This window comes from Psychrobacter glaciei, assembly GCF_014652895.1.
GTDB lineage: Bacteria > Pseudomonadota > Gammaproteobacteria > Pseudomonadales > Moraxellaceae > Psychrobacter > Psychrobacter glaciei.
In genome coordinates this window covers 638,782-651,787 of record NZ_BMZR01000001.1, presented here as the reverse complement: position 1 = coordinate 651,787, position 13,006 = coordinate 638,782, and the positions used below count along the sequence as shown (strand labels likewise).

The 13,006-nt window shown below is 43.9% G+C and carries 10 protein-coding genes; 1 reads left to right on the top strand and 9 read right to left on the bottom strand.

The annotated features are described in order from the left end of the window. Positions 1 to 10: 10 nt before the first annotated feature. The 6 genes from IE130_RS02735 to IE130_RS02710 form a co-directional block, all read right to left on the bottom strand. Positions 11 to 1,276 (bottom strand): PQQ-dependent sugar dehydrogenase, encoded by a 1,266-nt coding sequence (locus tag IE130_RS02735; RefSeq protein WP_189582512.1) that lies wholly within the window; start codon positions 1,274 to 1,276, stop codon positions 11 to 13. Positions 1,277 to 1,748: 472 nt separating this feature from the next. Then, positions 1,749 to 4,346, bottom strand: a complete 2,598-nt coding sequence (gene clpB / locus IE130_RS02730) for an ATP-dependent chaperone ClpB (RefSeq protein ID WP_189581350.1) — start codon at positions 4,344 to 4,346, stop codon at positions 1,749 to 1,751. 331 nt (positions 4,347 to 4,677) lie between these two features. Then, positions 4,678 to 5,247 (bottom strand): L,D-transpeptidase family protein, encoded by a 570-nt coding sequence (locus IE130_RS02725; RefSeq protein ID WP_189581347.1) that lies wholly within the window; start codon positions 5,245 to 5,247, stop codon positions 4,678 to 4,680. 397 nt (positions 5,248 to 5,644) lie between these two features. Then, the gene (locus tag IE130_RS02720; protein WP_189581344.1) at positions 5,645 to 6,424 is read right to left on the bottom strand and encodes an SDR family NAD(P)-dependent oxidoreductase; all 780 of its coding nucleotides are present in this window, start codon (positions 6,422 to 6,424) and stop codon (positions 5,645 to 5,647) included. A 304-nt stretch (positions 6,425 to 6,728) separates the two neighbouring features. Next, positions 6,729 to 8,444, bottom strand: a complete 1,716-nt coding sequence (locus tag IE130_RS02715) for an AMP-binding protein (protein ID WP_189581341.1) — start codon at positions 8,442 to 8,444, stop codon at positions 6,729 to 6,731. A gap of 331 nt (positions 8,445 to 8,775) precedes the next feature. Further along, positions 8,776 to 9,894, bottom strand: coding sequence for a DNA topoisomerase IB (locus IE130_RS02710; RefSeq protein ID WP_189581338.1), 1,119 nt, complete (start codon positions 9,892 to 9,894; stop codon positions 8,776 to 8,778). A 181-nt stretch (positions 9,895 to 10,075) separates the two neighbouring features. Between IE130_RS02710 and IE130_RS02705 the strand changes: the two genes are divergently transcribed. Continuing rightward, positions 10,076 to 10,528, top strand: coding sequence for a GNAT family N-acetyltransferase (locus IE130_RS02705; RefSeq protein ID WP_189581335.1), 453 nt, complete (start codon positions 10,076 to 10,078; stop codon positions 10,526 to 10,528). 161 nt (positions 10,529 to 10,689) lie between these two features. Here IE130_RS02705 and ppnP read toward each other — a convergent pair whose 3' ends face one another. The 3 genes from ppnP to IE130_RS02690 all read right to left on the bottom strand — a co-directional run bounded on the left by ppnP (position 10,690) and on the right by IE130_RS02690 (position 12,940). Then, entirely contained in the window at positions 10,690 to 10,974 is a 285-nt protein-coding gene (ppnP, locus tag IE130_RS02700) for a pyrimidine/purine nucleoside phosphorylase (RefSeq protein WP_189581333.1), read from the bottom strand. A 43-nt stretch (positions 10,975 to 11,017) separates the two neighbouring features. After that, a protein-coding gene (gene prfB / locus IE130_RS02695) for a peptide chain release factor 2 (protein WP_141629700.1) occupies positions 11,018 to 12,113 on the bottom strand; the annotation gives its coding sequence in 2 pieces (ribosomal slippage) (positions 11,018 to 12,040 and positions 12,042 to 12,113; 1,095 coding nt in all). Positions 12,114 to 12,229: 116 nt separating this feature from the next. Continuing rightward, positions 12,230 to 12,940, bottom strand: a complete 711-nt coding sequence (locus IE130_RS02690) for an HAD family hydrolase (protein WP_189581330.1) — start codon at positions 12,938 to 12,940, stop codon at positions 12,230 to 12,232. Positions 12,941 to 13,006 lie beyond the last annotated feature (66 nt).

The window sequence follows — 13,006 nt, the reverse complement described above, 5'->3', positions numbered from 1 at the left end:
TATTACGATATTACTTAGGCAGTAGTCTAAGTAATTGCCCCCCATTACCATCTTCCAATGCCCACACTTGCCCATCTACTGCCAGCACACTGCGGATACGTTCGCCCATATCGTAGCGATAGCGTTCAGCAGCGGTGTTGCCTTCATTGAAGCTGACTACGATAAGTGCCTTAGAAGATAAGCCACTAATCAGCGCATTGCCTTGCCAACTAGGAAAGTCATTATGACTACCCGCCGCGTATATGCTGATGGAAGATGGAGATATGACTGGCGTCCAAGTAATTTTGGGTGCAGCAAACTCAGGCTTGGTGTCATGATCAGGGATATCAATACCTGAGTAATTGCGTCCATTGGACACAACTGGCCAGCCATAATTATTACCTTTTTCGATGAGATTGAATTCATCGCCGCCTCTTGGCCCCATTTCATGTGCCCAAAGCTGTCCACTGTCATCAAATGTCATGCCAAGCACATTACGATGACCTATCGTCCAAAACTGCTTGGCGATGTCATTCGTATTGTCCAAAAATGGATTGTCTGCTGGGATAGAGCCGTCAGCATTTAGGCGTATAATTTTACCCAAGTTGACACTCATATCTTGTGCTGGGGTTTTTTCTTGACGCTCGCCTGAGCTAATATATAGATAGCGTCCATCAGGTGAAAACAGCAATCGATGGCTATAGTGTCCTTGCCCTTTTACTTTTGGAGATTGCTCCCAGATTGGCGCAATGACTTGTAACATTGGCGTATCTGTCTCTAGTCCTAAGAGCGTTGCCTTGATGACTTTGGCACCAAATGTATTGCTGTCACCTCCCGTGTCTGCTTCCACATAGCTGAGATACACTGTATTAGAAGTAGCGAAATCTGGTGCTACTATGATGTCTCCCAATCCACCTTGGCCACCATAAGCGACTTCGGGAACACCCTCGACCCTCGTTTTGGCACCCGTCGCGGTATCTACAATAAACAGCTCGCCTGTTTTTTGTGTCACCAGCAATCTAGGAGATTTGCTATCTGTACTTGGTAATGCAGCCATAGCCCAAGGCTCATCAAAGGTTGCAATCTCGGCCGTAGAAAAGTCAGGCTTGTCTACGCTGACTTGAGCATCACTAACTTTTACATCGGCTTCAGAGGTTTGCGTCTCTTTAGATTCTGCCGCATCGGGGCTGGTATCTACCGATGAAGGCTTGGAGCAAGCCGAGGTGCTGAACAATAAAGCTGCGATGATTAACGGCAATGTCAAAGGTTTGCCTAGACGTTCAATATTGGTTGTCATCATTTTTCCTCTTTATCCAATTTGCACTTATATTATTAGGGTCTGTTGAACATTCAAACATGGAACTGGCAGTGGCTATTTTTTAGACAATACGCAGTGAAATTTTTGATGCATAGTCGTTCTAGGTTAGACAATTTCGCCATGTATTGGCAAAAAATAGTCCTGCCCTGAAAGGCTGATGCTAAAATCACCCCAAATGTTGTTGCAAACCTAGCTAAGGTCTCGACATTATCGTCGGTTTACGCCTGATTTGATAAAAGGTTTGGGGCAATTTTAGCGATCAGCAGTCCTAATATTTGAATGTTCAACAAACCCTAGTCACTTATTTATAGCATAGTCCTGATATTTAAATAGTAAAAGAATAGTAGCGCAAAACGCGCCCCTAAACGCAAAAGCCCCTTATCTACGCTCGCAGATAAGGGGTTGATTTTGAGAGTATAGTTAGCTCATAAAAACTTCAATGCTAAATTGATTAGCTCATTCTTAGCTTATCAAAGGTCAGCTTGTCATCAGAGCCAACATCGACTTTGATGATATCACCAGCGACAAAATCACCAGATAATAACTTCAATGACAGTGGATTTTCAATCTCTTGCTGAATGGCACGTTTGAGCGGACGCGCACCATACACAGGATCATAACCGACCGCGACCAACTTGTTCATCGCATCCGCTGATAGCTCGATATCCATCTCACGCTCATGCAAGCGCTGACGCAAACGATCCAGTTGGATAGTAGCAATACCTGCCATTTGTGACATACCAAGCGGATGGAAGACCACAATCTCATCGATACGGTTGACGAACTCTGGGCGGAAATGCTGACCAACTGAGTCCATAACCTCCGCTTTGATATCCTCGTAGCTTTCACCGACCATTTCTTGTATTTTATGCGAACCCAAGTTGCTGGTCATAATAATCACGGTATTTTTGAAATCCACCACACGACCTTGTGAATCCGTCAAACGACCATCATCCAATACTTGTAGCAAGATATTGAACACATCAGGATGCGCTTTTTCTACTTCATCAAACAAAATCACACTATAAGGCTTACGGCGAACAGCTTCAGTCAACGCACCGCCTTCCTCATAACCCACATAGCCTGGAGGCGCACCAACCAATCGACTGACACTGTGTTTTTCCATGTATTCACTCATGTCGATGCGCACTATCGAGTCTTCACTGTCAAACAAGAAGTTCGCCAATGACTTGGTCAGCTCAGTCTTACCGACACCCGTAGGTCCAAGGAATAAGAACGAGCCTGAAGGACGATTCGGATCAGACAAGCCAGCTCGGCTACGGCGTACCGCATTGGCTACCGCTTCAACTGCTTCATCTTGACCGATGACGCGCTCATGGAGTTTCTCTTCCATTGCCAGCATTTTTTCACGCTCGCCCTGCATCATTTTGTTGACTGGGATACCCGTCGCAGCCGCAACCACTTCTGCAATCTCGTTGTCTGTGACTTTATTACGTAGCAGTTTTACCCCACTACCTTCGCCTATCTGCTCTTTTTGTTCTGCCAAGTCAGACTCAGTGATACGGCGCTCTAGCTGCGGAATGGTTTCGTATTGCAGCTTGCTCATGGTCTCATAATCGCCTTCACGACTGGCTTTGTCATACGCAATACGGGCTTTATCCAGCTCGTCTTTTAGCTGCTGACTGCCTTTGACCAGTGCTTTTTCTGCTTGCCAAATTTCATTGAGATCAGCGTACTCTTTTTCTAGCTCTTCAATTTGCGCATTGAGTGCTTTACGCTCTGCTTGCGCACCTGCATCTTCTTCGTTTTTGAGCACTTCACGCTGCATTTTTAGCTGAATCAAACGGCTATCAAGCTTACCTAACGATTCAGGCTTGCTGTCCATCTCCATCCGCAAGCGACTCGCGGCTTCGTCGATTAAGTCAATCGCCTTATCTGGCAACTTGCGATCAGTAATATAACGGTGACTCATCCGCGCAGCAGCAATAATGGCGCTGTCTTGAATATCAACCCCGTGATGCAGCTCGTAACGCTCTTTAAGACCTCGCAAAATCGCAATAGTGTCTTCAACCGTTGGCTCATCGACCAACACTTTTTGAAAACGACGCTCAAGCGCGGCATCTTTTTCGATGTACTTGCGATACTCATCCAATGTCGTCGCTCCGACGCAGTGTAGCTCACCACGTGCCAATGCTGGTTTTAGCATGTTGCCTGCGTCCATCGCCCCTTCAGATTTACCTGCACCGACCATGGTATGCAGCTCATCAATAAATAAGATGACGTTGCCTTCTTGCTTGGCCAAATCGCTCAATACGCTTTTGAGGCGCTCTTCAAACTCACCGCGGAATTTTGCGCCAGCGATTAGCGCGCCTAAGTCTAACGACAGCACTTCTTTGCGACGTAGACCTTCTGGCACATCACCATTAATAATTTTTTGCGCTAAGCCTTCGACGATAGCCGTCTTACCGACACCCGGCTCACCGATAAGCACAGGGTTATTTTTAGTACGGCGTGACAGCACCTGAATGGTACGGCGAATCTCTTCATCACGACCGATAACTGGATCTAGCTTGCCAAGCTCTGCTTGTTCAGTCAGATTAATCGTATATTTATTGAGTGCATCACGCTGATCTTCTGCGTTTTGGTTATTCACCGTATCATCACCGCGTAGCTGCTCAATCACGACTTTTAATTTGTTTGCTGTTACGCCAGCACTTTCAAATATCTTTTTAGTTTCGCCCTGCTCAGCGAGCGCCAACATCACCCATTCAGTGGCGATGAAATCGTCGCCTTCTTTTTGCGCTTGCCGATCGGCCAAGTTCAAGATTTTGACTGAATTTGGGTTTAAGTTAACGTCACCTGTCGGCTCCGAAATGGTCGCTTGATTGTCCAATGCCTTTGCGACACCGTTCTTTAACGCTGGAATAGACGCACCTGCTTGTTGGCAGATAGACAAATTAGATTCATCTTGCAGCAATATGGCAAGCAGATGCACAGGATCGATACCTGTATGATCGCGACCTAGGGCTAGGCTTTGTGCTTCTTGAATAGCGGATTGCAGTTTTTGGGTAAATTTCTCAAATCTCATATTCACATCCTTTTATAATTAGTATTTACAGCAGATGCTTTATAGTCTAGCGACTACTGTTATCTGTCATTTATATAAGGTATATATGTTCTTATTTCAAGCCAATTATCGAATAAAACCTTACTATAAGCAATGATATTTAGCATTGACTATTGATTAATATCATTTAAGTATATTTTTAAGAGGGGTTTAAAAGGTATGAAGGGGGAAACAGTACTATAAAAAAGCGAGCAGAAGGCAAGTAAAAGTACGACAAAGAATAGAATAAGCGAGTCTGACACCCTATCTGATTGATATAAAATTAGGCCGTGTCATCGAAAATTCAATCGCTCTACTCTACGATTTCAATCGTAGTACCTACCTTGACTGCAGCCATGATTTCATCCATCTCATCATCGGTCACGGCGATACAACCATCTGTCCAGTCGCGTTTTTGATTGAGCCATGCTAAATGACCAAAGCCATTCATCTGACCATGAATCATAATATCACCGCCCGGATTGACACCAAGTGATTTGGCTTGCGCTTTATCAGCCGCATTTGGATAACTAATATGAATGGAGCGATGGGCAATAGAGTTTTCATTTTTATAATCTAAAGTATAGTTGCCTATGGGTGTACGTTCATCGCCTTGTTGCTGCTTGTGTCCTATCGGACTGTCGCCCAATGCAATATGATAAGTACGAATTACATCATCGCCACTCAATAATTGCAAACGGCGTTCAGATTTATCGACAAAGACTTTATCGATAATAACGTTATTAGCAATGGGTTGCTTTTTTTCTACAATATGCTTAACCGCAGCAATGGCACTAGTGCTAATAATAGCAGCAAGGCTAATTCCTATTGCAATCAGTAGCCAATTTGCACGCTTGCTAGCATGTGGAAGAAAAAATGACATAGGCTTTAATCCTTATAACCAACGCTCAATAACAGTGAGTCATAATATATCAAAGCACCATGCCAATTTTTGTGAAAACTTCGTGAATCATATCGCAAAAATCTTATTTTTTTATAAGAAACTAGGGTCTGTTGAACATTCAAATATTAGGACTGCTGATCGCTAAAATCGCATCAAACTAGGCGTAAACCGACGATAATGTCGAGACCTTAGCTAGGTTTATAACAACGTTTGGGGTGATTTTAGCATCAGCCCTTCGGGGCGGGACTATTTTTTGCCAATACATGGCGAAATTGTCTAACCTAGAATGACTAGGCGTCAAAAATTTCACTGCGTATTGTCTAAAAAATAGCCACTGCCAGTACCACATTTGAATGTTCAACAGACCCTAATATCATTAGACCATACGAATGGCACCATCGAGACGAATGACTTCACCATTTAGGTAGGCATTATCAATAATATGGGTGACCAGTTTGGCAAATTCATTAGGATCACCCAAACGTTTAGGATAAGGCACGCCAGACTCTAATTGCTCACGCGCCTTTTCGGGAATCGAATCCATCATTGGTGTGGCAAAAATACCGGGTGCAATAGTCATCACTCGAATGCCGTGACGTGCCAGCTCACGAGCCAGTGGCAACATCATACCGACGACGCCAGCTTTGGACGATGCATAACTTGCCTGCCCCATTTGCCCGTCAAAGGCCGCAATAGACGCAGTATTAATAATAATACCTTGATCTATATTCTTTTCTACGTTATTGGCATTAGCCACTCTTTTGGCAATACTAGACGCGACTAAGCGCGCTACGTTAAATGAACCGACCAGATTAATATTAACCCCGCGGCTAAAAGCCTCAAGATCTGCTGGATTGTTTTCGCGATCTAGCAGCTTTTGTACGACAGCGATACCTGCGCAATTGATCGAGCCGTGGAGACCGCCGAACGCTTCTTCAGCAACAGCAACAGCCGCTTGCACCTCATCACCACTTGTGACATCACAACGTACAAAACGTGCGTTATCTCCCAGCTCGTTGACCAGTGCTTGCCCAGCTGATTCATTCAAGTCAGCAATGATAACGTTGCCACCTTGAGCAACTAACGCACGAACTACCGCTTCGCCTAAACCTGATGCACCACCTGTGACCAAAAAGCTGTTTTTTTGAATTTGCATGAATGTTCCTTAACTATTTATTATTTGATATTTGATATTTTCATTGTTAATCAGCTTATGTTAAATAGCTTCACCATAAAAAATCTCTATTTTAACGAAATGCTATCTAGGGCGTGTCATCATTTAGATTGTGAGGCTTAAAATGAGGAAAATTGCAGCCAAACAAGGAAGGAATTGCCGTAAATATGAACATATTGACAAGATTTCTGACGATGTTTGGCTAAATTTAGTCATTTTAAGACCACTAAATGTATTCATATGCTAATTGATGACGCGCCCTAATACTATATATTGCAAAACGCCCTTATCCGGCAGATAGACTGCGCAGCAAAAAGCGTTGAATCTTACCACTTGGGGTTTTTGGTAGTTCGCTCACGAACTCGACCTCACGCGGATAAGCATGAGTCGATAGACGCTTGCGCACCAAATCTTTAATTTGCTGAGCGATTTCTTCAGAGCCTTCAATGCCATCTTTTAACACCACATAAGACTTGATTGTATGTCCACGCACTTCATCTGGCACGCCAACTGCTGCTGATTCTGCAACCGCTTCATGCTCTAATACGGTATTTTCGACATCAGTAGGCCCTACACGATAACCTGCGGTAATAATGATGTCATCATCACGTCCTGAGAACCAATAGCTACCGTCACTATGACGCTCAACCACATCGCCTGTTAAGTAATAATCATCTGCAAAGGCTTGCTTCTCATTCCAGCTGTACCCTTGGAAATAAAACGCGGGTGACTGACTGACCACAACGGCTAATTGCCCTTGCTCGCCATCGGGCAGTACATTCATATCATCATCTAATACGACGAGCGTATGCCCTGGCAGTGCCATACCCATAGAGCCAACTGGACACTCATGCGCCAGTGCATGATGAGCACAGCACGTCATGCCTGTCTCTGTTTGCCCATATTGGTCTTTCACTTGACACGTCAGATAGGTTTCTACCCAGCTTACGACTTCGGTATTGAGCGTTTCCCCTGCTGAGTTGGCACAGCGTAGAGATAACTTGGCATTGGTATCCTTATGAGCGTCTTCATCAACATTGTCGAAAATGCCGCTGGATTTCATCATTCGGAAGGCGGTTGGTGAAGAGGCCAAATTGGTGATCTGATGGCGCACCATAAAATCACGTGTATTGGCAGCATCAAAGCCCGCTTCATTAAAATACGTAGTAACGCCAAGTAATAGAGGCCCTGTGATTGCGTAGTATAGACCGTACGCCCAGCCTGGATCCGCCATGTTCCAATAATGATCATCTTCACATAGATCAATGGCATAACGCATATACAAGTAAAAGGCAGGTAACGCTGCTAACGGGACGCTCACACCTTTTGATTTACCAACCGTGCCTGAGGTAAACATCTGCAAAAATGGTGCATCCGTATCTAGCGTGACTGGCTCTATCGTTTGCGACTGTGCTTCCATAGACTGGCTATAGTGATCATCACCCCATGTCTGAGCATCCGCTACATTGCCAACCAATACCATTTTGGTTTGCTCCGCCAAATCTTCAAATTTGCTACGGTTATCTAAATTGGTAAATACAACCTTGGTGTCGGCCTTGTCCATCCGATATTTGATCGAATCATAACCAAAGGCGGTAAATAACGGCTGATATACGGCTCCGATGCGCCATGTTGCCAATACCACAGTGAGCAGCTCAGGCGTACGTGGTAGCATAGTCGCCACTTTATCACCCGCTTTTACGCCATACGACTGTAGTAAGTTAGCAATTTGAGCGCTCGCTTTATCAAGCTCACCAAAGCTCATGCGCGTTATATTGCCTGTAGTATCTTCGTGTACTAGCGCGGCATTGTCAGCGCGGCCATCACGTACATGACGACCACAGCAGGCCATATAGGCATTTAAACGATCATCTACATGCTCGCCAAAGATTTCTGACAGCAGTGTATTCATGTCGAAGTTATTATAATAATCGGTATAGTTTTTTGGCGTAACTGAGGCGTCTGTATCAGCGATCGTAGCGGTTTGAGAGGCGGTGTTCATAAGCTAATCCTTTAGCAATAGCAGGTAACGGGTAAAATGGTGTTTATGATTGTAAAACGGCCACATCCTATAGACCGTTTAATATGTTCGTATTTATCAGACTCTATTAGTAACGCATTTTTATACTTATTTCAATACATAACGTATCATTTTTATTTTATGCAGATAAAAATTATCTATAACTCATTATTATTAATGAGTTATAGATAAGCAGAGAAAACTACGATAGTCATGTATGACAGCCATTCTTGAACCATTGATTAAAACATCAGTACTGGAGTATCAGCACTTAAACATAAATTCCTAAACGCCTATATTTAAAAGGGTACACTTAAACGTCAGCGCTCAAGAATCCTAGTAAGGCTTTCTCTTCACAACTTTGATATTTTTTCGTCCGTCCACGGCGGGCTTGTTTGTAAGACTCAAAAAACTGCCCTGCCAAAAAACGTTCAATGATAATGGGATGAATATACGAGGCACGGCATACGGTCGGCGTGTTGCCCAACTCTGCTGCCACGCTTTTTACCATATCAGTGACTAATTGCTGTCGCTCAGCGCTTTCTGGTGCACTTGCAAGTATACTAGCGCCTGCTATCGTTTGTAGCTCGTCATGTAGGTAGCTTGCCGCGAGCACACTTGCCATCCATGTGCGAAAATCCTTTGCACTATATAGCTTGCTTTCGCAGTCCATGCCGCACGTATGCATGCGTAAGTAGTCATTGATATCGCTACTGTCGACGACTTGCTTATGTCCATCGTCATCTAAGTATTTGAATATCTGATAGCCCGGTAGCTCAGAACAGGCCTGCACAATATCTATCAAACGCTCGTCTTGCAGCTCAATATGATGCTCCTTTGCGCTTTTTCCGACAAAATCAAACGCCAATCCAGTGTCTGTTTCACTGACATGCTTACTACGTAGCGTACTCAGCCCATAACTTTTATTTTGCTTGGCATAGCGACTATTGCCAATACGAATCAAGGTGGTCTCAAGTAACTTAACCACTGCGGCGAGCACATTGGTACGTGACAATGATTCTGCCTCTAAGTCTTTTTCGACCTGTGCTCGTAGATTGGGTAACGCCTCTGCGAAGCCTATCATCGCATCGAATTTGGCTTGATCACGAATGTTATTCCATGACGGATGATACAAATACTGCTTACGGGATTTTTCATCTCGTCCTGTCGATTGTAGATGGCCTTTTTCATCTTGGCAGATCCAAACCTCTGACCACATTGGCGGTATCACCAGCGCATCAAAACGCTGGCGCAGCGCTTTATCTTTGACCGTTTCGCCCGTTGCATCACGGTAAGTAAAACCACGACCCCAACGTCTGCGCGCATAACCTGGTTCATCGTCACTCACATAACGCAGATTAGCGCGGCTGGCAAGATACTCATAATCATGGCGTACATCTCTTATCATTGTTTGCTCGCCTGCCTTAGTCATAGAGTCCTACACCTTTGAAAAGTAATTTTTTTAGCATAATTAACTGCGATTATTTTTGCTGTTTATTTGACACAGACAAAGTGTAATCCTGTGTAAAAACTGCACCATAAAAATCTTATCAATTACGATTTACTGAGTTATAATTAAACATATGTCCATCAATAAAACTGAGTAAAAACCTATGGAAAATCCTTCTATAAAAATCACGCCATTATCTAATGCAAATTACGACCTTTGGTTAGTGTTGTGGCAACGCTATCTAACATTTTATGAAACTCATTTGCCAATGAGCACGACTGATACAACATGGCGCAATTTGCTAGATAACAATGTACCTATTTATGGATTTGGGGCATGGCAGGATGATACGCTGGTAGGTATTACCCATGTGGTGCTGCATCCCAATACTTGGAATAGTACCGAATGTTGCTACTTGGAGGACTTGTACGTTAATGAATCTGTTCGCGGGCAAGGCGTAGGACGCACATTGATTGAACAGATCTATGACTTTGCCAATAAGAAAGACTGCAACCGTGTCTATTGGAGCACTCAAGAAGGCAACATTGCAGCGCGTAAACTCTATGACGCAATCGCCACCCAAACGGACATGGTGCAATACCGTAAAAACTTATAATCTTGATTAGGACGTGTCTTCAATTCACTTAATAGTCATTTAAATGGTCATCTAAATAGTCTAAAAATGGCTAAACTTCTCTCAAAAAATACTCACAAAAAAACGCCAAGTATAAAATACTTGGCGTTGATTGTTCTGATAAGACTAAAACTTAGAGACTATTATTTACCATACACACACAAATAAGCGGTTTCGACTTCTACTTTTACTTGGAACTTCTGATTGGCTTCAACGGTAAATTGCTCGCCAGCATTAAAGGTTTGCCACTCGTCACTCTCTGGTAGCTTGACGGTTAGTGCACCGCTGACCACACTCATGGTCTCAAATTCGCTGGTGCCAAATTCATATTCACCAATAGACATGACGCCGACAGTCGCAGGCTTAGTCGCTGTCTGAAAAGCAATAGAAGTTACTTTATCATCAAAATAATTATTAACGCTTGGCATAATTTTCCTTAATTAAATATTGATTAATATTTTAAAACGCTCTTTATAGTCCCGCTTTTAGACTTGCTTCAATAAACTGATCAAGGTCGCCGTCTAGTACCGCACCGGTGTTAAAGGTTTCGACGCCAGTACGCAAATCTTTAATACGCGAGTCATCGAGCACATAAGAGCGGATTTGACTGCCCCAACCGACGTCGGACTTGCCATCTTCAACCGCTTGCTGGGATTCCATACGCTTTTGCATCTCTAGCTCATAGAGCTTAGCACGTAGCATTTTCATCGCGGTGGCTTTGTTACCATGTTGGCTACGCTCGTTCTGACAAGTCACTACCACGCCACTTGGCTCATGCGTAATACGCACCGCAGAGTCAGTCGTGTTCACATGCTGACCACCTGCGCCCGATGAACGATAAGTATCGATACGCAAATCCGCTGGATTGATGTCAATTTCGATATTATCATCAATTTCAGGCGAGACAAAAACGGCAGCAAATGAGGTATGGCGACCATTGTTACTATCAAATGGTGACTTACGTACCAAGCGATGCACGCCGATTTCGGTACGCAACCAACCAAAGGCATAGTCACCTTTAATCTCAATCGTTGCTGACTTAATACCCGCGACGCTACCTGATGATACTTCTATAACGTCAACCTTGAAGCCATGCGCTTCCGCCCAGCGCGTATACATACGCAGCAGCATCTCTGCCCAATCTTGTGCTTCGGTACCGCCACTGCCTGACTGGATATCTAGGTAGCAGTTATTCGGATCCATCTCACCGCTGAACATCCGGCGGAACTCTAAATCAGCAACGCGTTTTTCAGCATTATCCAGCTCGCTTTGCACGTCAGCAAGCAACGACTCATCTTCTGCTTCTACCGCCAGCTCTAGCATCGCAGACGCATCTTCTAATGTGGTCTCAAGCGAAACGACGACATCGATGACCCCATCAAGATGACTTTTTTCTTTATTAATTTTGGTCGCACGCTCTGGATCGTTCCAAATATCGGGGTTTTCTAATTCTAAATTGACCTCTTCTAAGCGTTCTTGCTTGCCATCGAAGTCAAAGATACCTCCGCAAATCCTGCCCACGCTCTGATAAATCTTTAATTTGTTCTTGATACGGATTGATTTCCATAAATATTCCTGTTTTTTTAAATAAGTGTCTAACGAATCTGCCGCTATTTTAAATGAGATTGATGCTAAACGCTTGGCTAATTATGATTGCCTCTACGTTAACGCGCTTTAGGTTGCCTAAATTGACCAGTCTTCCACTGCCCAGCGATGCGCTAACGCATGTGCATGTAGGGCATCATCAGGTGACACACAAATCGCCACATCTGCCCATTCGAGCAACGGAATGTCGTTTTTAGAGTCTGAGTAGGCATAGGTTTTATCAAAGCTCACGCCTACTGATTTTTGCTTATCAAGCCATTTATTAAGATGGTAAATCTTACCTTCTTTAAAGTTAGGCTGGTCTGTTAATTTACCAGTATAGCGTTCGTTTTTTATTTCGAGCGGGGTCGATAACACATTGGCACCTTCAATACCGAAACGTTTGGCAATGGCAGAGACCACGAAATCATTGGTCGCAGAGATAATGACCACATCGTGCCCTTGCTCAATATGCTGACACAATACTTCCATCGCTTTTGGACGAATATGCGGCTCGATTTCGCTTTTGATATAGTCTTCACGCAGCTCATGCAACCGCGCCAATGGCAATGTGGTCAAAAATTGCGCGACAAATTCATTGTATTCTGTGGCATCTAGCGTACCTTCGATATACTGTTCATAAAATGCTTGGTTAGCCGTGCGATATTGCGCCTCATCTACCAGTCCATTATTGACGATATACTCACCCCATAGATAGTCGCTGTCGACATCGAGTAGTGTGTGATCTAGATCAAATAGTGCCAGTTGTTTTTGTGGCTTTGGTTGGTTTTGTGCTGGATTTGCCTGCATGGTGAGACCTTATCGTTGTTTGCTAAAAAATACCAAGAACTGAAGAAAAAATATAAATAGTTTAGG